Genomic DNA, 20,186 nt, shown 5'->3' with positions numbered 1-20,186 from the left:
TATCCAGAGCTTTTATCAATATTTTAATTTCTTTTAACCTTTCAAGATTTTGAAAACACCACCTATAGAGATAAATGCACCAATGAAAGTTAATGCCCATCCAATTAAATCTACAACAGTAGAATGCTCTATAAATTGTTTAAGATACACACCAAAAAGAGTTACTAAAACTCCTAAGATAATTACTTTATAATGAGAAGGATTGTTTGCGTTTACCATAACTTAAATATTAAAGCTTTATGCTTGCAAAAATATAAAATAGTTGGATATACTAGCTAATTTATTTTATAAAATTGTAGCGCTTACACATTAGAAATCGTAAGGTTTTAAAACAAAAGATGATGAAATTTAAATGTCTTCTATTTCTGTTTAGCTTTTTCATGATGAGCTGTAATAACCAGGATAATGATAAAATTTGCCCTGCTGTATTATGCGCTCCTCCCGCTCAAAATTTAAGACTTAAAATTACGGATAAGAGCTTAAACAGCCTTATTTTCAATACAGGTAGACAACAACAGGCAGATTTAAGTATTTATAGCTTCAGATTAAAAGAAAACATCAGTTTTAAGGTTGATAGTACCGTAAGTACAACACGCTATATCAGTTTTAAAACAGCTATCTCCGATGAGTTTATTATTAAAGTTGGTACTGTTTTATCTGATACTTTGAAAGTAGAAACTAAATTTATGGATAAAGATTGTTGTGGTACTTTACAAATCACTAAACTATCTTTCAATAATAAAGTATTACCACTTACTGCCGATAATACCATCGTTTGGGAAAAACCTTAACATTAAATATTTATACCTTAACCTTAACACCTCTTTAACCATAATGGTAGAGAGGTGTTTTTTTTTCTAATTACGAGAAACAGAAAAGTTTAAAAATAAAAAAAGAGGCTAGAAAACTAACCTCTTTTCAAATATCTATTTAAACTAATTTTTATCCGTTAGATAATGCAGCTGCACCACTTACAATCTCAGAAAGTTCTGTAGTAATAGCTGCCTGACGGGCTTGGTTATAAGCTAATTTCAATTTCTTAAGCAAATCTCCAGCGTTATCAGTTGCTTTATCCATAGCAGTCATCCTTGCACCATGCTCAGAAGCATGAGAATCTAAAACAGCTTTATAAAGTTGTATTTTGATGTTTTTAGGAATCAATTGCTCTACAATTTCTTCTTTAGAAGGCTCAAGAATATAATCTGTATTAGATACCTGATTTTCTGAACGCTCTGCTTTAGGCACTGGTAATAATTGTTCTACAGTTAGAATTTGCATTGCTGCGTTTTTAAACTGGTTATAAACAACTTCTACTTTATCAAATTGGCCTTTAACAAAAGCTTCCATTACGCTTTCTGTAATTGCAGAAACGTTTTCAAAATTAAGTTGAGTATAAAGCTCGTTATTGTTACCAATAACATTATAATTACGCTTCTCATAATAATCTTGAGCTTTTTTACCAATAGCTATGATGTGAAGATTACCGCTTTTGTGGTAAGAATCATATTTATCTGCTATTAAATTGTTAGCAGTTTTTATTGCATTTGTATTAAAAGCTCCGGCTAAACCACGGTTAGAAGTTACTACAATTAATAGTACATTTTTTACTTCTCTTTCCTGAGTATATACAGATACCCCATCCTCTAAACTAGCAGAAAGATTAGCTAAAATCTCTTTTAGTTTATTAGCATAAGGACGTAATTGTATAATAGCGTTAGTAGCTCTTTTTAACTTAGCAGCCGAAACCATTTTCATAGCTTTGGTAATCTGCTGAGTAGAACTTACAGATGCAATCCTAATTCTTACTTCTTTTAAATTTGCCATTTTCTAGTATTGAGAATTGAGTAGTGAGTATTGCGACTGATTTTACTCAATACACTATACGCTCTACTCAATACTAAAATTAATATTTATCAGAAACCTCTTTTGCTACTGTTTCTAAAACACTTGTTAAGCTATCATCAAATTTACCAGCTTTTAATGCTGCTAAAACTTCTGGATGACGTTGCTCTAATTGTGTTGTGTACTCCAATTCAAATTCTCTTACTTTATTTACAGGCACTTTTCTCATTAAGTTTTTAGTACCAGCGTAAATAATAGCAACTTGTTTTTCAACCGTTACCGGAGAGAATTGACCTTGTTTTAAGATTTCTACGTTACGAGCTCCTTTATCTAAAACCAATTTAGTTGAAGCATCTAAATCTGAACCAAATTTAGAGAATGCCTCTAACTCGCGATATTGTGCTTGGTCTAATTTTAATGTACCAGCAACTTTCTTCATTGATTTAATTTGAGCGTTACCACCTACACGTGACACAGAAATACCAACGTTAATAGCCGGACGAACACCCGCGTTAAATAAGTTAGACTCTAAGAATATCTGACCATCAGTAATTGAAATTACGTTAGTTGGGATATAAGCAGAAACGTCACCCGCTTGAGTTTCAATAATTGGTAATGCAGTTAAAGAACCACCACCTTTTACGATACCTTTGATAGACTCTGGTAAATCGTTCATTTGCTGAGCGATAGAATCGTTAGAGTTGATTTTCGCAGCTCTTTCTAATAAACGACTGTGAAGATAGAAAACGTCTCCAGGGTAAGCCTCACGGCCAGGAGGACGCTTTAATAATAAAGACACCTCACGGTAAGCTACTGCTTGTTTAGATAAATCATCATAAACAATTAAAGCTGGTCTACCTGTATCACGGAAGAACTCGCCAATTGCAGCACCCGCAAATGGAGCGTAGAATTGCATTGGAGCAGGATCTGCTGCAGAAGCTGCAACAACAATAGTATAAGCCATAGCACCTTTTTCATCAAGCGCTTTAACAACGTTTGCTACAGTACTTGCTTTCTGACCAATGGCTACATATATACAGAACACAGGTTGTCCTGCATCGTAAAATTCTTTTGATTGATGATGGTATCAATACAAACTGCTGATTTACCAGTTTGACGGTCACCAATAACCAACTCACGTTGTCCACGACCAATAGGAATCATCGCATCAATAGCTTTAATACCAGTTTGTAATGGCTCGGTAACTGGCTGACGGTAGATTACACCTGGTGCTTTACGCTCCAAAGGCATCTCGTAAGTTGTACCTGCAATAGGACCTTTACCATCAATTGGATGACCTAGAGTATTTACCACACGACCAAGCATACCTTCACCTACTTTAATAGATGCGATACGTTTTGTTCTTTTAATGGTGTCACCCTCTTTAATCTCGTCAGAAGCGCCTAACAATACCACCCCAACGTTATCTTCTTCAAGATTTAGTACGATACCTTGTAAACCAGTTTCAAACTCAACTAGCTCACCAGCTTGTACTTTAGTTAAACCATAAACACGGGCAATACCGTCACCCACTTGGAGTACAGTACCAACCTCTTCTAATTCAGTTTCAGACTTGAATCCCGACAATTGCTGACGTAAAATCGCCGAAACTTCATCTGGTCTTACCTCTACCATCTTTTATTTATTTAAGATATTAATTTTAATTTTCTACTTAATTAGCTTACGCTACTACTCTTTGTGCAAAATCTTTTTTAAGCTGATTTAACTTGCTTGAAATACTAGCATCAAATTGCTTATCTCCAACAGTTAAAACAAAACCACCAATTAAACTTTCGTCTATAGTAGCATTTAATATCACCTCACCGCCTGTAACTTCTTTTACTTTAGCAGTGATATCTGCTTTCGCAGCATCTGACAAAGCTACTGCTGAAGTTACCTTAGCTGTTACGATATTTTTGTATTGATTGTATTGATTTAAGAACTCTTTAGCAGTTCCAAATAATACTTCTGCTCTTGCTTTATCAATAACAATTTTTAAGAAAGCTTTAGTTGTAGCATGTACTTTATCTCCAAAAATTGCAACTAAGATGTTATTTTTCTTCCCGATTGGAATAATTGGATTTTTAAGTACAGCTTGCAACTCAGTACTTGCTTTAACTGTATCTACAAATAATTGCATATCACCTTTTACTTGTTCTAAAGCATTTTGCTCTTTTGCAAGGTCTATAAGTGATTTAGCGTATCTTGATGCTACTTTTATTTCTGACATTTTTTTAAAAGTTTAATTCAAAAATCAAAATTCAAAACTTAAACATCGTTTTAAATTTTTAATTTTTACTTTTCATTTAGCTCAGCTTAACATCCTTTAATAACTCGCCAACAAGTTCCTCTTGCTTTTGCTTGTCATTAAACTGCTGACGCATAATTTTTTCTGCAATTTCTAAAGATAAAGAAGCAACTTGGTTTTTAACCTCATCTAAAGCAGCTATCTTTTGATTATTGATCTCTAATTTTGCTTTTTCAATTAATTTAGCGCCTTCTGTCTGAGCCTGTGTTTTAGCCTCATTAACAATCTGGTCTTTAATTTCTTTAGCTTCTTTTAAAATAGCGTCACGCTCTAATTTAGCTTGCTTTAAAAGGGCTTCATTTTCGTTTGATAAACGAGCCATTTCTTGCTTAGCTAATTCTGCTTTGTTTAAAGCATCCTCAATAGAACGCTCACGCTCATGAATAGCGCTTAACATGGGCTTCCATGCTAATTTCTTTAAAATAACGAGTAAAATTAGAAAGGATACTAATGTCCAAAAAACCAATCCAATACTAGGAGTTACTAATTCCATAAAAATTTATATATGTTGTTTCTAATGAATTATCAGTCAAATAATCAGAAATGTAGCCAATCGCTACATTTCTGATTGAAAACATTCTTAAGCTCCTACGTTGTTACCTAATAATGCAACTACTACACCGAATAAAGCAACACCTTCTACAAGTGCCGCAGCGATGATCATAGCAGTTTGAATTTTTGAAGCAGCCTCTGGCTGACGAGCAATACCTTCCATTGCTTTACCACCTACTTGACCGATACCAATACCAGCACCGATTACTGCTAAACCTGCACCTATTGCAGCGATTGAACCTACCATAACTTTAATTTATTATATGATTGTTAAACAAAATGTTTCTATTTATTTAGTTGGTTAGTTTGTTAGTTGATAGTTTTTTAGAAATAAGCACTATTCATCTAAACTTTATTAACCTTTCTATTTTATTCTTAAAGTTTTTAACTTCCTTTTACTAAGAAGTCTTTACTCTTTTCTCTTTAAATCCTTATTCTCCGTTAATGATGATGCTCTTCTACAGCTGTACCAATAAACAATGCTGTAAGCATAGTAAAGATAAAAGCTTGTAAGAAAGCAACTAAAAGCTCTAATACATCCATAAACAAAACGAAAGCAACTGAAACAGGAGCGATAGCTAATGTCTTAAAGATGAAAATAAGAGATATTAAACTTAATACGATAATGTGACCTGCTGTAATGTTTGCAAACAAACGAACCATTAAGGCGAAAGGCTTAGAGAAAACTCCAATAATTTCTACCACCCACATGATAGGTAATAACCAAAAAGGAACATCTGGCTTAAAGATGTGAGCCCAGTAGTATTTATTACCGTTGATATTTACAACAATAAGAACAATAAATGCTAGTACCATAGTAACCGCTATATTACCAGTTACGTTTGCACTACCAGGGAAAATAGGAACCAAACCTAGCAAGTTATTAAACCATATGAAAAAGAATATAGTTAATAAAAGAGGCATAAATTTTTCGTATTTGTATCCAATATTAGGACGAGCAATATCATCTCTAACAAATACAATTAATGGCTCTAACCAAGACTGTAAACCTTTAGGCGCTTTCCCTACACGTTTTTTGTAAGAACCTGCAACACTAATAAAAATCACCAAAATTAAAATAACTGATATAAACATAGCAGCAACATTTTTAGTGATTGAAAAATCTAAAATAGAAACTGATTCATCAACAGTACCATCAGCTTTTAAAGCTTTAATATGCTCATGCTCATTTACATATGTGTAGTGTTTGCCAGCGTATGGCTTTGGTGCATGATGCTCATCCATTAAATTAGCTGAAGAAAAAACTTCTAAACCTTGAGGAGTATATAAAATAACTGGTAGAGGTAAACTTGTATGACCCCATAAGTGCCAGCTATGCGCATCGCTAATGTGCTCTAAAATAGTTACCGTTGGATCAAATTTTTCTTCTGCTACAGCATGATGCCCTGCTTCTGCTCCTGCCGGTTCAATGGTTGCATTTTCTTGATTTGAATAGGCATTAAATGACAAAAACGCTAAGAAAAGTGCGAATAACGCCTTTAATCCAAAATTTTTATAATTTAAAATGTGGCTAAAATCCATTGATTCCGTGTTTTTTACTTTTTAATTTGGTGGCGCAAGTTAAGTAACAAACAATAAATTTCAAAGGTCGTAAAGGATAAATAAATAGAAAAAAAATTTATGACAAATAAAATGGGGTCTATTTTATTCGTCATAACGTAAAAAACAATAACTATCAAGCTGATTAACAGACGAATAACAACAGCTCCCATAGATATCAATATCTGATTTTCTCCACCTTTTTTAATCCCAAAGTAAGAAACCAAATAAACTATTAAAGTTATACCCGCCATGAAGCCAAATATCACCCAGAATTTAGGGATAAAAAAAGCTTTTAAAGCTAAAGGCCCTTGAAGTATTAAAACCAAGCCAATTAAGAAAAGTGTGAAGATGGTAAACCAGATAAAAAATTTTGAAAGACTCAATTTGAAGATTTGTTTATTCCTTTTAAAACTGTATAAATAGCGATGATAACACCTAGCAAGCTTAATATACCTGTAATGATTGGAGTTTTACTCGCCCGTGACTCGTCGATTTTATATCCTACAAAAGTAAAAACTCCTATGATACTAAACATCTGAAAAGCTAATCCAGAGTATTTAATATAATTGTTTACAGTTTTAAGCGGTGGCTTCTTGTCTTTCTGCTCTAACATCAAATAGGCTTTTTTCTGTAATAGATTTGGTTTGAGATAAACCCGTTTGACAATGGCCAGTAAAATTAGCTCCGTTTTCTACCACTAATTTATTAGATGATATATCGCCATTAACCTTTGCCGTAGCTTTAAGGTATAATATTTCTGAGCTAGAGATGTTTCCATTTACCAAGCCCGAAACTTCTGCTGAGTCTGAGTTGATATTGCCTCTAACTTCGCCTGTTTGCCCAATAACTACTTTTGCTCTTGATAATAAGTTTCCTGTAATTTTCCCATCTATTCTTATATCGCCACTTGTTTCCAAATCACCTTTAATTTCGGTACCAACACCAACAATATTGATAGAGCCTGCTTTTTGCTCGCCTTTTCTGGTGTCTTCCTTTTTTTTCTGAAACATGATTTTGTATTTAAAAGGTTATATAATTCTCTGGGTTTACTGGCGAACCATTTAACCAAAGTTCAAAATGCAAATGAGGCCCGGTTGTATATTCTCCGCTATCGCCAACTACAGCAATTACCTCTCCTGCTCTTACGAAGCTACCAACTTTCTTTAATAATGCAGAACAATGCTTGTAAAAAGATAACATATTATTTGCATGCTGTATCGCAATTACATAACCTGTTTCTGGGGTGAAATTTGAAAAAACTACGGTTCCGTCTAGCGTAGCTTTGATATTTTCGTTCTTACGAGTTACCACATCTACAGCATAATGTTGTTGATTATTGTCAAATTTAGAGGATATTTTTCCTTTAACAGGGCTAAAAAAAGAAAAGGTTGCTATGCCGCTTTTTGCTCCGGTACTACCTTCACTTAAATCAAATCTCCCTTCAGATTCTATCAGTTTTCTAAGTTCTTTTTCATCATTAGAAAGCTTTTGGCTAAGCTTTATACTGTCTGATTTGATGTTATTATCCTTTGGCTTACTTAATTTATCTTGATCTAACTTTCCGCTAATGATTTGATTAAGATTTTCTAAATACAAATCATTTGCCTTTACTAATCGCTCTAAGGAATCTACTTTAGCATAGGTTGAAATAATATCTCTTTTATTATCAATATCAGTAACACCAGTGATGTACTCTCTTAAAGGAGTTATTTTAATGATGACTATGGTGAGAAAAACAAGTACAATAGCAAATGCAGATGTAGCTATTAATAAATACCATAATGATGCTCTAAACGATGCCTTCTCTTCAAAAGTATCATCATTTAGTATAACTAACTTGTATTTTTCTTTTAAACGGGCCGAGAGTTTTTTTCTTTTACTCATCCTTTCCTTAATATTCTGCTCTTATTAATATCTTTACGATAGTGAATATTGGCAATATAAAATAAATTTGCTCGTATTTAGTTGTAATATTTAAAATCAATATTTTGAGATTTCATAAAATTACTAGTCTTTACTGGCTATTTATATTTGTCTTTAGCATTTTTTCTCCTGGTTGCTTCATCAAAAAGAAAGGTAAAAAAACTTCTATGATGAAGAATATAACTGCTCATTACAACATTTATTTTAATGCATCTGAACTTCTTCGCGAATCAGAAATCAATATCAGAAGCTTACATAAAGATGATTTTAATGAAATTTTAGCTATTTATCCTTTACCAAATGAAGCCGCTTCATCATCTGAAACAGAGAATTTAAACGAAGTAGTAAGCAGAGCAAACAGAATTGCCCTTGAAAAATTTGAGAGCAGATGGGTAGATGATGCTTTTTTATTATTGGCAAAATCAGAATACCTAAAAGGTAATTATTATAATGCCATAGAATACTTTGGCTATATAAGTAGCAATTTCCCGGAAGAAAAGAAAAACACTATTGAAGGTCTTCTTTGGCAAGGAAAATCTAATTTTGCTATTAACAATTATGAACTAGCAGATTCTATTTTAAAATATGCTTATGCCAAAAATCTTAAACATCATAGGGCTAAACTAAATGCAGCTTTAGCGCAAAGTCATCTTTATCATCAAGATATAGATTCTGCTATTTTCCACCTTAAAAAAGCTGTGGGTTTCACTAAAAATAGATACGAAAAAACCAGATGGACTTTTATTTTAGCGCAGCTTCAAGAAAGAAATAATCAGCCTAAAGATGCTTACAGCAATTATGCTAAAGTGGTAAGAAGTAATGCTGCTTTTGAAATGTCTTTTAATGCAAATTTAGCTCGTATCAAACTAGAAGAAAATGCAAGCGGTAAAGACTTCAATAAAATTGCAACCCTTAAAAGATTATTGAAAGAAGATAAAAACAGAGAATTTAAAGACCAAATATATTATCAAATTGCGAACACTCTATTACAGCAGGGAGATTTAGCACAAGCACAGGAATATTATCAAACATCTGCACATACAATGCCTGGCTCGCAAAAACAAAGAGGTTTATCTTATTTAAAACTTGCTGAAGTTAATTTCGATTCGTTAAAAAACTATACGCAGGCACAACTTTATTATGATAGCACTTTACAAAGTTTACCTAAAGAGTATCCAGGCTACCAAAATATTGTGATTAAGGCCAACAACCTTCAATATTTAGCTCAGCGCCTTACTTTGATAGAGAAAGAACAAGAATTGTTAATGCTTTCTACCTTAACTGATGAAGCAAGAGAAGCCTATATCCAAGATAAAATTAAAATCAAAATTGAAAAAGAGGCTATTAAAAAGCAAGAAAACACCAATCAGGCTTTTGTTAGTATACCAGAAGCATCTGCTAGTAACAAAAATGCAGGCTCCTTTTATTTTAATAACCCTTTGGCTATGAGCCAAGGAATGAGCGATTTTAAAAAGAGATGGGGAAATAGAAAATTACAAGATAATTGGCGGATAAGTGGAAGCTCTTCTGCCAATAACAATGCTGCTGCAGGTTTAGCTAATAATTTAGGTGGGATAAATAATAATTTGGCTACACAAGCAGAAAGTATAGACTCTTTAAAGGCCGATTTTTTAAAGACTGTACCTTTAACTAGTGAAGCGAGAATGGCTTCTTTAAACAAAGTTAAAACAGCCCGTTATGAGATAGCTCTTTTCTATAAAGATGTATTAGATGATAAAATAGCTTCTATAGAAGCTTTAGAAATGCTGATAAAAGACTATAATGCTCAGGATGAAAAACTGGCTGAGATTTATTATCAGCTTTACAGGATTTATGAGCAAGTTAATCGTCAACAATCAAATAAATATAAAGCTTTATTGATCAATGATTTTCCGCAATCTATTTACGCTAAAGCCATCATCAACCCCAATTTCAATCAAAACGACCAAGCCGCTTTAGACGCATTGACAATGAAGTATGAAGAAGTTTATGCCTTATACCAACAGAAAAAATATACTGAAACTATAAGTAAAATTGATGCTTTAGCAGCCAAAGTGAATAATTACCCTAACCTAGCTCCAAAGTTTGACTACTTAAAAACCATGGCTTTAGGATATGCGGAAAAACCCCAGTTATTTGTAGCGCAATTACAAAAAATAGTTGACGACTATCCATCTGACTCGACCATCATCCCCACTATAAAAGCACAATTGGCTTATATCAATGAAAATAAAACTAATTTTTATAGTCGCCCTACTGCTTTATTAGCTTACAATCCTTATACACAGAAAGAAAATGCCCCTGTAAATCAGGTACAACTATACATCCCTAAAGCAGAAGAGGATGAAAAGCCACCTCTAACGGTAGCTAAAAATATCAATACACCAAAAACAGAGGTTAAACCAGAAATCACAAAAGATAATATCGCTAAAAATATCCCTGTAAAGGAAGATAAAACCGTTATAAAAGAAGAAAAACCAGCTGCCATAGCAGAGGCCATACCTAAAGCAAGCCCAGAAAAAACGGCTATTAAGGAAGAAGTACTAACGGCTAAACCAGCACCAGAAAAACCAGCTGCAATAGCCTTCACCACCAATACTAGGGTGAAACATGTTATCATCATCAACATAAAAAATGCAAATATTAATGTAGCTAAGCCTTTTGCTGAACTTACCAAGTATTTTTATTCTAAATTTGACCCATCAACGGTTAACCTTACCATCAGAACAATTGGTACAACAGATAAGTTAATAGCCATTAGGGCGCAGTTGAATAATAAAGATTTGGCAGAAAAAGCTTTATCAGACTTAGAAAAAGAACTACCAAGTATTTTAAATCTGCCAGTTAATGATTACAGGAAGTTTGTAATTTCTGAACCTAACTTACTGTTAATAAAGGATACAGAAAGTTTAAACCAGTATTTAAATTATATAAAATAACATGCAAAGAAAAGAGAGTATTTCTTTAGAAGATATTAAAAGGTATAATCGTATTTTTTGGAAATGCGTTGGAGGCTTCGTACTCTTTATTATCTTGATCATTAGCGCTACTGGATTAGGATTATTTGGAGAGCTCCCATCGTTTAGAGATTTAGAAAACCCTAAGAGTAATTTAGCTTCTTCTATCCTTTCTGAAGATAAGGTAGAATTAGGAAATTATTATGTACAAAACCGCTCTAATATCAGGTTTAAAGATATTTCTCCTAATGTGATTAACGCTTTAGTAGCTACAGAAGATGTACGATTTTTAGACCATTCTGGTATAGATTTTAAAAGAACATTCACTATTATTTTTATAACCTTGTTGGAAAAAAACAAGGTGCAAGTACCATAACACAGCAATTGGCTTTAAACCTCTTCTCTGAAAAAGCCAGAGAAAGATCTGTTATCAAAAGAATTCCTCAGAAACTAAAAGAGCTTATTGTGGCAGTGAAGTTAGAAAGGAACTATACCAAAGAAGAAATCATCACCATGTATTTAAATACGGTAGATTTTGGTAACAATTCTTTCGGTATAAAAGCTGCTGCCCGTACCTATTTCAATACAACACCTGCAAAACTTAACCCAGCACAGGCAGCTACTTTAGTGGGTATTTTAAAAGGTACAACTTTATACTCGCCCACTAGAAACCCAGAAAGAGCTTTAGGCAGACGTAATCTTATCATGCAAAAAATGGTAGATGAAGGTTTTCTTGACCAGCCAAAAGCTGATGAATTAAAAGCTCAGGATTTAAACTTAGATCTTAACAGAACCAGCCATAGCGAAGGCTTAGCAACCTATTTCAGAGCTGTTTTAAAGAAAGACATACAAGATACTTTTGAAGAAATGTCTATCAGAAAAGCTGATGGCAGTAGTTATGATTTAGATAGAGATGGTTTGCGTATTTACACGACCATTAACTCTAAAATGCAGCGCTACGCAGAAGACGCACAGAAAGAGTACATGAAAACGCTGCAACAACAATTTAATGCACATTGGAAAGGCAGAGACCCATTTAAAGGGAATGAAAACTTGATTATTCAAGGGATGAAACGTTCTGATAGGTATAAAATGTTAAAAGAAGAAGGTTTAACTGATGAAGAAATAAAAGAGAATTTCAATACGCCAACATCCATGGAAATATTTAGTTGGAGAGGTAATATTGATACCATGATGAGACCAATAGATTCTATCAAATATTATAAAATGATATTGAGAAATTCTATGATGGCTATGGACCCTAAAAGTGGTGAAATAAAAGCTTGGGTTGGCGGGATAAGCTTTGAGCATTTTAAATATGACCAAGTAAAAATGGGAACACGCCAAGTGGGCTCAACCGCAAAACCTTTTACTTATGCCGTTGGGATAGATAATGGATTATCTCCATGCTATCAAGTAAATAATGTGCCTTTTACCGTAACCGGATATGGCGAACCTTGGACCCCCAGAGGGCATGGCTCTTTACCGGGTTACTTAACTTTAAGAAAAGCCTTAGCAAACTCTCAAAACTTTATTACAGCTTGGGTAATGCAGCAAGTTGGCCCTACAGCAGTTGCAACCTTAGCTAAAAGAATGGGTATCACTACAGATGTGCCACCTTATCCTTCCATTGCTTTAGGTTCTTTTGAAGCTTCTGTTTATGATATGACGGGGGCTTATAGTGCATTTGTTAACCATGGCGTATGGACAGAACCTACATATTTGTTAAGAATTGAAGATAAAAATGGTAATATCTTGTATGAAAGAAAACCTAAAGTTGTACAAGCTTTAAATGAGCAAACAGCTTATGTAATGACTTATATGCTTAAAGGTGTAGTAGAAGAAGGTACTGGAGTTAGATTGAGATATCGCTACGGATTAAGCAACCCCATAGGTGGAAAAACCGGAACAACCAACGATAACTCTGATGGTTGGTTCATGGCTGTAACACCACAATTAGTAGCCGGAGTTTGGACAGGCTGTGAAGACAGAGCCATACATTTTAGAAGCACCAATTTAGGAGAAGGCGCAAACACAGCGCTACCTATTTTCGCTATATTCATTAAAAAAGTTTATGCTGATTCCTCTTTAGGTATCAGAAAAGGTGATTTTGAAGCACCAGCCGCTGGTTCTTCCATAACTTTAGACTGTAACCAATATCAAGGTTCTGATACTGGTAGTGGCAACAAGGGAAATAAAGAAGATTTAGACCAACGTTTAGGGTTTTAATTCTATTTATGATGTTATTTGATTATAAAGCAGCGATAAAAAATATACCTCATAAGCCTGGTGTTTATCAGTATTATGATGAGGCTAATGAGCTGATTTATATTGGAAAAGCTAAAGACTTAAAAAATAGGGTTAGCTCTTATTTTAATAAAGACAATTATAAGGTTAATGCCAAAACTCGGGTACTGGTTAGCAAAATCAGGAATATAACTTTTACCATTGTAGATTCTGAAGTTGATGCTTGGTTATTAGAAAATAGCCTCATTAAAAAGCATCAACCACGATATAATGTCATGCTCAAGGATGATAAAACCTATCCTTGGATTGTGATTAAAAACGAGAAATTCCCCCGTATACAATGGACGCGTCGTATTGTAAAAGATGGCTCTAAATATTTAGGCCCTTACCCATCCGTGGGGATGATGCACTCTATCTTAGGCTTAATTAAAGAAACTTACCAGTTACGTACTTGCAGCTTGCCCCTTACGCAACCCAATATAGTGGCTGGTAAATTTAGAGTTTGTTTAGAATATCAGATTGGAAATTGTAAAGGCCCTTGCGAAGGTTTGCAAAACGAAGTCGACTATAATCAATCTATTGATGAAATTAAGGACATCTTAAATGGCAAAATAAGTGGCGTATTGCGCAGTTTAAAAGACCAGATACTTGTTGCTTCATCGCAACTTAATTTTGAGCTTGCACACCGTTTACAAAAGAAATATGAGCTTCTTGAAAAGTATCAAAGTAAATCTACCGTTGTAAATTCTTCTATTACTGAAGTTGATGTCTTTAGCATCGCATCAGAAGAAAAAATTGCTTTTGTAAACTATCTCAAAGTAATGCATGGTACCATTATCCAAACGCAAACTATTGAGATGAAAAAGAAGCTTGACGAAACAGATGAAGAGCTTTTAAGCTTAGCAATATCAGAATTTAGAAGCAGGTACCAAAGTAAATCTAAAGAGATTGTTGTGCCTTTTGAAATAGATATTGATGATGATAAACTGACTTTTACTGTACCTAAACAAGGTGAGAAAAAGAAATTGTTAGACTTATCTATGAAAAATGTTTTATTCTTTAAAAAGGATAAAATAGAGCAATATGAAAAGCTAAACCCCGATTTAAGAACTGAGCGTTTGCTTACACAAATGCAGAAAGATTTAAGGTTAAAGGAACTACCTAAACATATAGAATGTTTTGATAACTCTAACTTTCAAGGAAAATATCCGGTTTCTGCTATTGTTGTTTTTAAGGATGCTAAACCTTCTAAAAAAGATTATAGGCATTTTAACGTTAAAACCGTTGAAGGTCCAAATGATTTTGCAACCATGGAAGAAGCTGTTTTGAGACGCTATAAAAGGCTCTTAGAAGAAGGCGAGCCATTACCTCAACTCATTATCATTGATGGTGGCAAAGGACAGCTATCTTCTGCAGTAAAGAGTTTAAAAACCTTAGGCATTATGGATAAACTAGCTGTTATTGGTATCGCTAAAAGGCTAGAAGAACTTTATTACCCTGGAGACCAGTATCCGCTATATCTAGATAAAAAATCAGAAACATTAAGAATTATACAGCATCTGAGAGATGAAGCTCACAGATTTGGAATAACTTTCCATCGTAAGAAAAGAGACCAAGGCACCTTACAAACAGAGCTTGAATTGATAGATGGCATTGGCAAAACATCCGCTGAAAAGCTCTTAAAAAGATTTAAATCTGTTAAAAAAATAAAAGAAGCACAAGAACAAGAGCTGCTTGAGGTTGTGAACCTAAAACAAGCAAAGGCTATTTTAGAATTTTTCTCTAAAAACTAAAAAGGCCTGATTTTGAAATCAAGCCTTTTAATATTTCGTTGTTGAAGATATTAATATTCCCACAAATCTTGCTCGTACTGTGTTAAAGAGCGTTTTATTCTTTCTGCCTCTAATAACTTATCAATACCCGTAGCTAAATCTTTACGGTCTTTAATTCTGATATCTTCAGGAGTAGATTCTTTTGTAATAACGCTACCAAAGAATCTCAGTTGGAAAATATCATCAAAGCTGTATTTAATTTTATCATTAGGATGAGCAACTATATATTTACATAATCTCTCTCTTACGGATGGGTAATTAATCCACACCACAGGTTGCATATTATTAAGCAATTCACCTAAATTACTTACGCCACCTGCTCCTGGACCACCAGCTCCTGGTGCTGCCGGACCAGCGTTTAAATTAACTGTATTAGGTACAATAACGGCAATACCAATAATGAAAGGTTTAAATTCTGATCTGTTTTTATCAAAATACCAATCCTCCATAATTCTTAGGCCAAACTTGATGTTCTTTTCATAATCGCTGAATTCCTCATCACTTATAATGCCTAAAGTATTTAAAGTCCCGTCTATGGTTGCGCTATCTACATCAAGCTCAAATTTATCATTATTGTAGCCCTCTATTTTTTGAGAACGTACTTCATCTAAAATAATTCTAATGATATTTTTCTTTGGCTCCGCAGCAGAAAGAAATTTATTAGCATTTTCTACAAAGAAAACATCCCGCCATACTCTTTTGCTATAGGTAACATCGTCTGCCTTAACTTTTGGCATCTCTGGAGCACATTTAATACTATCTCTAGAAATATTTTTATCATACTTTACAGAGTCTGTAAAATCATGTATAGATCTAACGATAGTCTTCTTTTTCTTCTGCGCAACTGCCGGAGTAGTAGTTTGTGCAGCACCATTTGTTTGTCCAAAGACTACAGAAGTACTCACTACAGCTACTAAAAAAGAAAAGATTATTTTTTTCATACCAAAATTGTTTAAGGTAGTGTTATCTACCAACTTGTATACTAACTGGTGTTTCTAAAGCAACCGTTTTACCTGTTTCCCCAACTGCTGAAATATTAAGAAAATAAACCACATCACCAGGATTTAAGCCTCCAATAACTTGTCTTATCTGACCAGAAAAGTTATCATCACTAGATTGCAAAATAATAGCATCTTGTCTTGGCTTCTGAACGTAAAGCGTAAACTTGCTTATTTTATATTTAAAGTCGAAATCAAAATTCCTTAATTCTGCTTCTAATTTCCCTGTACTTCTAGCCGCAGATGCACTGATAGTACCAGATGCTTTACCTGCAAATGTCGCAATTGGAGGCGGTACTTCTTTAATTCTAAAGTTTGTAGTTCCTAAAATCTGCGTTTTACCAGGTGCTACTTCTGCAGAAACTGTTATAACAGCTTGTGAACCACCGCTAACTCTAGCTACATATTTACCATTTCCACCAGAAAGGTTACCGCCAGTCATGCTAACTTTTAATTTTTCTTTAGCGATACCTGGAGCAGAAACTGACACTGGGTTATCTGGACCAATATAAAATACATTCATTTTATCTGGAGAAACAACCGCTGATGGTCTTGCAACCCTATAGGTTTGCTCTGGAGTTTCGTAAATTTTCTCTGTACCATCAGTTTGTTTTACTCTTATAGTACCTTTCCATTTAAACTCTCCTTCGCTATTTGTATTAACTGAATACACGCCTCTACCATCTTTAGTTGATAATTTAGAGCCATTCACAACAATGTCAGGATTTTGCTTAGAGTCATAAGCCGTTAAGAAAACTTCTGCTGTATAAGGTTGCCCTTGTATAACATAAGAAGTAGGTGCTACGGCAACAGCTGCGAATGCATCTAAATTTACCAAAGCTTCGTCCATTTTAGATAAAAGTTTTCTAACGATAACATTCTCAGCATTTTTTGCATCGGCTTCTATTTTTGAAAGTATGGTTACAGATGCCGTAACTGGTGTACCTTCACCAAAATTAGATTGTACCCAATCTGCTCTAGTACCTGAGGTAGTTCTTTTATCTGAATCTTTAGCTTCTAATGAAAATGAAACTGACGCTCTATCACGAGGGTCTAGAATATTTAATAATTTATCCCTAGTCTCGTTTACTTTTGTTTGTAATAAATAGCCCTTCCCCTTCTTTTTATTACCATCAGACCACATAATTCTGGGAGAAACGTCTAAATCATCTCTATTTTTAATCTCGCCTGTCTCTGGAACAATACCACCACCAGCTTCAATTAATTCTTTCCTTACAGCGTCTAAATAGCCATTAAGTTCAGCCGCAACAGCTTGTACTTGCTTTATTTTGTCTAAAATAGGTTTAGCCCTTTCAGGATTTTCCTTAAGCTTAGTTTGTTCAAAAGCAGAAACAGATTGCGTTAAACTTGCGTTAACGTTTGCCGTTGATGTTTTTAAACTATTATTTATTGTTGAAAAAGCATTTAAAATGGTATCAGATACGTTAATAGCTAACATAGCCATTAATACAAGGTACATGATACCAATCATCTTCTGCCTCGGGGTTTCTTTACCGCCTGCCATGCTAAATTATTTTAAGTGATCAGATGAATAAATTGTATATGTACTTAATTATGCTCTAGGCTGATTCATAGCCGATAACATATTACCGTAAACTGCATTTAAGCTAGATAAATTTTTAGATAATTTACCCACCTCTTCTTTAAACTGTTTAGAATCTTCTAAAGACTCGTTAAAGTTTTGCATGGTTGCAGCAAGGTTTTGATAAAACTTATTCATTGATTTTAAATGAGCGCTAGAATCTTGTAATTCTAATTCATACACGGCATTTAAAGCAGAAATATTCTTCCCTAAATTATTTATTTGGTTGTGGTATTCTTTAGATGGCTGTGCAGATTGAGCAATTTCGGTAACACCTGCTGCCGCTTGGTCAAAAGCTACGCTTAAATTACCTGCTTTTGTAGATGCTTCTTTAAGTTTACCAGCAAACTCATTAGTGGTGACAGATGCGTCAGCTGCATTAGAAATAGCCGATACTTTATTACTAAAGTTTTCTAGACCTTCTTTTATTTTAGCAGTAATATCATCACCTATTTTCAAATCTGGCAAGAAACTTCCACCACCTGCTGCGCCACCTTTAATCTCAAGCTCATTTAATTTTACAGGCTTATTCATATCTGGCAAATCACCTACATAATCTTCTGAAAGCTGTGGATATACTTTTTCCCATTTAGGATCTTTATGCGGAGGCATAAATCCCATAATAAAGAATAAAAGAGCTTCTGTACCTAATCCTATACCAATTACTAGTGCACCACCAGGTAAGTGTAGAATTTTAAACATCGCACCTATAATAACAACAGTTGCTCCCCAAGAGATAATTGCATCCATTGTAATCTTAAACTTTTTCTTTTGAGCCATTTTAAATACGTTTATTAATTTCTAGTTTAGTTGTGTATAAATTAGTAAGGTTTGTTTTTATTAGGTTTGTCAGTTATATCTCTACCAGTAAACGGTGTTACGCATCTAAAGCCTATAGATGAGCGTACTGAATCTGGATACTCATATGCCCTTGCTGAGTTTTGTAAGAAATAACCAATATCTTTCCAAGAGCCACCTTTAATAACTCTTCTTTTGTTATAATCAGGATCTCCTTCTTTTACTGCCCTATCAAAAGAAGGGTTTAAAGTATTTACATAAGCAGTAGCAACATCATTGTAAATAGAACTTGTCCATTCTGCTACGTTACCTGCCATATTATATAAACCATAATCATTAGGGAAATAAGACTTAACGGCTACTGTTGTTGCTCCACCATCGTCTATATAATTACCTCTGCCAGGTTTAAAGTTTGCTAATAAACATCCTTTTGCATTTCTGATGTATGGACCACCCCAAGGATAGCTAGTACCTACTCTTCCGCCTCTTGCAGCATACTCAAATTGAGCTTCTGTTGGCAAATCATAGTCTAACCTTGCTGGAAGATTTCTTGATGCTTTATATGCCTCATTAAATCTAGAACGCCAAACCGAAAAAGCTTTTGCCTGTTTCCAACTTACACCTACTACCGGATAGTTCAAAAATGCCGGATGTGAAAAATAACCTTTAACCATTGGGTCATTTTGTGCATAAGAAAAATCAGAAATCCAAACTAAAGTATCTGGATAGATATAAACTTCTTCTTTGATAATGAAATTATCTCTGGTTACAGAAATACCGTTCTTATTTAAATTAGGATCTCTAGCACCACGATTATCAGCCGCTTTTCTATAATCTATCCAAGCATAGCTATATCTTAATTGCTCTACGTTAAGCTCTCTTTTGTTAAAGAACTTTTCGTTGCCTTGATAATACATGTTCTTTTCTAAGTCTTCAACCAGAGTTTTATCAGACCAAAGGCCTTTTTTACCAGTTCCAACTTTTTTCCAGTCTATTAACTTCACCGTATTATTGGCATTTTTACCTTTAGGTTTAAGCATGTATTTCTCTGCTTTGGTACCTAACTTAGAGATAGCAATAGAGTCTCTTACCCAATTTACAAACTGCTTATACTCACTATTAGAGATTTCAGTTTCATCCATGTAAAAAGCAGAAATGGTTACTTGCTTGTTTTGAGGAAATTGAGAAATGGTGACATCTTGATCTACCTGACCCATGATAAAAGTACCTGCAGGAATGTAAACCATACCTAGAGGAAGCTCCTGTTTATAAGGTTTGCCTTTGATACCAACAAGCTCTCCTTGACCACCACTTCCACATCCAATAAAAGCCATATATAATACTATCAAGGCTGATAAGTATATTTTCTTCATGTGCGTTTTCTTCTATTTTCTTTTTTAAATGCTTTAAAAAACGTTTCTAATATACAGAAATTAGAGATTTGAAAATAAAAAATTATTTTAAAACATTTTATTGTCAAATAACTAAATCTAAAAAAACAAATTTAATTCTTAGTTCAATGCCCCTTATACCCTATTTAAGGTGTATCCTAAAATACTAATA

Annotated in this window: 16 protein-coding genes and 2 pseudogenes; 4 read left to right on the top strand and 14 right to left on the bottom strand. The window is 34.0% G+C overall.

Going from position 1 to position 20,186, the window contains the following annotated elements:
• Positions 1-33: 33 nt before the first annotated feature.
• Positions 34-219 (bottom strand): hypothetical protein, encoded by a 186-nt coding sequence (locus tag FYC62_RS16110; RefSeq protein WP_039450120.1) that lies wholly within the window; start codon positions 217-219, stop codon positions 34-36.
• A gap of 164 nt (positions 220-383) precedes the next feature.
• Between FYC62_RS16110 and FYC62_RS16105 the strand changes: the two genes are divergently transcribed.
• The gene (locus tag FYC62_RS16105; RefSeq protein ID WP_039450117.1) at positions 384-791 is read left to right on the top strand and encodes a hypothetical protein; all 408 of its coding nucleotides are present in this window, start codon (positions 384-386) and stop codon (positions 789-791) included.
• Positions 792-942: 151 nt separating this feature from the next.
• Here the strand turns inward: FYC62_RS16105 and atpG are convergent, their stop codons facing one another.
• The 9 genes and pseudogenes from atpG to FYC62_RS16055 all read right to left on the bottom strand — a co-directional run bounded on the left by atpG (position 943) and on the right by FYC62_RS16055 (position 8,149).
• Positions 943-1,824 (bottom strand): ATP synthase F1 subunit gamma, encoded by an 882-nt coding sequence (atpG, locus tag FYC62_RS16100; RefSeq protein ID WP_149075670.1) that lies wholly within the window; start codon positions 1,822-1,824, stop codon positions 943-945.
• Positions 1,825-1,903: 79 nt separating this feature from the next.
• A pseudogene (gene atpA / locus FYC62_RS16095) lies at positions 1,904-3,477 on the bottom strand (F0F1 ATP synthase subunit alpha).
• Positions 3,478-3,523: 46 nt separating this feature from the next.
• Positions 3,524-4,072 carry an ATP synthase F1 subunit delta gene (atpH, locus tag FYC62_RS16090; protein ID WP_039450107.1) on the bottom strand — a complete coding sequence of 183 codons (549 nt, stop codon included), beginning with the start codon at positions 4,070-4,072 and terminating at the stop codon, positions 3,524-3,526.
• Positions 4,073-4,148: 76 nt separating this feature from the next.
• On the bottom strand, positions 4,149-4,643 hold the full coding sequence (gene atpF / locus FYC62_RS16085; RefSeq protein ID WP_039450105.1) for a F0F1 ATP synthase subunit B: 495 nt from the start codon (positions 4,641-4,643) through the stop codon (positions 4,149-4,151).
• Between the two features lie 87 nt (positions 4,644-4,730).
• Entirely contained in the window at positions 4,731-4,949 is a 219-nt protein-coding gene (gene atpE, locus FYC62_RS16080) for an ATP synthase F0 subunit C (RefSeq protein ID WP_149075669.1), read from the bottom strand.
• Positions 4,950-5,143: 194 nt separating this feature from the next.
• Positions 5,144-6,244 carry a F0F1 ATP synthase subunit A gene (gene atpB, locus FYC62_RS16075; protein WP_149075668.1) on the bottom strand — a complete coding sequence of 367 codons (1,101 nt, stop codon included), beginning with the start codon at positions 6,242-6,244 and terminating at the stop codon, positions 5,144-5,146.
• A 400-nt stretch (positions 6,245-6,644) separates the two neighbouring features.
• Entirely contained in the window at positions 6,645-6,878 is a 234-nt protein-coding gene (locus tag FYC62_RS16065) for an AtpZ/AtpI family protein (protein ID WP_026905002.1), read from the bottom strand.
• Complete coding sequence (locus tag FYC62_RS16060) at positions 6,844-7,275, bottom strand: bactofilin family protein (protein WP_039450097.1); 432 nt, start codon at positions 7,273-7,275, stop codon at positions 6,844-6,846. Before FYC62_RS16060 ends, FYC62_RS16065 begins: the two co-directional genes overlap by 35 nt.
• A gap of 10 nt (positions 7,276-7,285) precedes the next feature.
• Complete coding sequence (locus FYC62_RS16055) at positions 7,286-8,149, bottom strand: M23 family metallopeptidase (RefSeq protein WP_039450096.1); 864 nt, start codon at positions 8,147-8,149, stop codon at positions 7,286-7,288.
• 104 nt (positions 8,150-8,253) lie between these two features.
• On the opposite strand from FYC62_RS16055, the gene porW reads away from it, so the two are divergent.
• The 3 genes and pseudogenes from porW to uvrC all read left to right on the top strand — a co-directional run bounded on the left by porW (position 8,254) and on the right by uvrC (position 15,185).
• Positions 8,254-11,127: a type IX secretion system periplasmic lipoprotein PorW/SprE gene (porW, locus tag FYC62_RS16050; RefSeq protein ID WP_449406384.1), complete on the top strand. Its 2,874-nt coding sequence runs from the start codon at positions 8,254-8,256 to the stop codon at positions 11,125-11,127.
• Between the two features lies 1 nt (position 11,128).
• Positions 11,129-13,374 (top strand): annotated as a pseudogene (locus FYC62_RS16045) (transglycosylase domain-containing protein).
• An 8-nt stretch (positions 13,375-13,382) separates the two neighbouring features.
• Positions 13,383-15,185, top strand: a complete 1,803-nt coding sequence (gene uvrC, locus FYC62_RS16040; protein ID WP_039450085.1) for an excinuclease ABC subunit UvrC — start codon at positions 13,383-13,385, stop codon at positions 15,183-15,185.
• Between the two features lie 50 nt (positions 15,186-15,235).
• On the opposite strand, the gene porN is transcribed toward uvrC, so the two are convergent.
• Genes porN through porK form a run of 4 tightly spaced genes read right to left on the bottom strand, consistent with a single transcriptional unit; the run spans position 15,236 to position 19,996 of the window.
• On the bottom strand, positions 15,236-16,165 hold the full coding sequence (gene porN, locus FYC62_RS16035; protein WP_149075666.1) for a type IX secretion system ring subunit PorN/GldN: 930 nt from the start codon (positions 16,163-16,165) through the stop codon (positions 15,236-15,238).
• Positions 16,166-16,187: 22 nt separating this feature from the next.
• Positions 16,188-17,747, bottom strand: a complete 1,560-nt coding sequence (gene porM / locus FYC62_RS16030; protein WP_149075665.1) for a type IX secretion system motor protein PorM/GldM — start codon at positions 17,745-17,747, stop codon at positions 16,188-16,190.
• Between the two features lie 48 nt (positions 17,748-17,795).
• Positions 17,796-18,605, bottom strand: coding sequence for a type IX secretion system motor protein PorL/GldL (gene porL, locus FYC62_RS16025; RefSeq protein WP_149075664.1), 810 nt, complete (start codon positions 18,603-18,605; stop codon positions 17,796-17,798).
• Between the two features lie 41 nt (positions 18,606-18,646).
• Positions 18,647-19,996, bottom strand: a complete 1,350-nt coding sequence (gene porK / locus FYC62_RS16020; RefSeq protein ID WP_149075663.1) for a T9SS ring complex lipoprotein PorK/GldK — start codon at positions 19,994-19,996, stop codon at positions 18,647-18,649.
• Between the last annotated feature and the right edge of the window lie 190 nt (positions 19,997-20,186).

The sequence above is a fragment of the Pedobacter aquae genome (genome assembly GCF_008195825.1).
Lineage (GTDB): Bacteria > Bacteroidota > Bacteroidia > Sphingobacteriales > Sphingobacteriaceae > Pseudopedobacter > Pseudopedobacter aquae.
Note: the sequence above shows the minus strand (reverse complement) of the source record. Positions and strands in the feature narration are given on the sequence as shown.

What these genes read in the sequence shown, in the direction of transcription:
- atpG (WP_149075670.1), bottom strand. Translation starts at nt 1,824, where the DNA reads ATGGCAAATTTAAAAGAAGTAAGAATTAGGATTGCATCTGTAAGTTCT.
- atpH (WP_039450107.1), bottom strand. Translation starts at nt 4,072, where the DNA reads ATGTCAGAAATAAAAGTAGCATCAAGATACGCTAAATCACTTATAGAC.
- porK (WP_149075663.1), bottom strand. Translation starts at nt 19,996, where the DNA reads ATGAAGAAAATATACTTATCAGCCTTGATAGTATTATATATGGCTTTT.
- FYC62_RS16110 (WP_039450120.1), bottom strand. Translation starts at nt 219, where the DNA reads ATGGTAAACGCAAACAATCCTTCTCATTATAAAGTAATTATCTTAGGA.
- atpF (WP_039450105.1), bottom strand. Translation starts at nt 4,643, where the DNA reads ATGGAATTAGTAACTCCTAGTATTGGATTGGTTTTTTGGACATTAGTA.
- FYC62_RS16065 (WP_026905002.1), bottom strand. Translation starts at nt 6,878, where the DNA reads ATGTTAGAGCAGAAAGACAAGAAGCCACCGCTTAAAACTGTAAACAAT.
- porM (WP_149075665.1), bottom strand. Translation starts at nt 17,747, where the DNA reads ATGGCAGGCGGTAAAGAAACCCCGAGGCAGAAGATGATTGGTATCATG.
- FYC62_RS16060 (WP_039450097.1), bottom strand. Translation starts at nt 7,275, where the DNA reads ATGTTTCAGAAAAAAAAGGAAGACACCAGAAAAGGCGAGCAAAAAGCA.
- porL (WP_149075664.1), bottom strand. Translation starts at nt 18,605, where the DNA reads ATGGCTCAAAAGAAAAAGTTTAAGATTACAATGGATGCAATTATCTCT.
- uvrC (WP_039450085.1), top strand. Translation starts at nt 13,383, where the DNA reads ATGATGTTATTTGATTATAAAGCAGCGATAAAAAATATACCTCATAAG.
- FYC62_RS16055 (WP_039450096.1), bottom strand. Translation starts at nt 8,149, where the DNA reads ATGAGTAAAAGAAAAAAACTCTCGGCCCGTTTAAAAGAAAAATACAAG.
- atpE (WP_149075669.1), bottom strand. Translation starts at nt 4,949, where the DNA reads ATGGTAGGTTCAATCGCTGCAATAGGTGCAGGTTTAGCAGTAATCGGT.
- FYC62_RS16105 (WP_039450117.1), top strand. Translation starts at nt 384, where the DNA reads ATGAGCTGTAATAACCAGGATAATGATAAAATTTGCCCTGCTGTATTA.
- porN (WP_149075666.1), bottom strand. Translation starts at nt 16,165, where the DNA reads ATGAAAAAAATAATCTTTTCTTTTTTAGTAGCTGTAGTGAGTACTTCT.
- atpB (WP_149075668.1), bottom strand. Translation starts at nt 6,244, where the DNA reads ATGGATTTTAGCCACATTTTAAATTATAAAAATTTTGGATTAAAGGCG.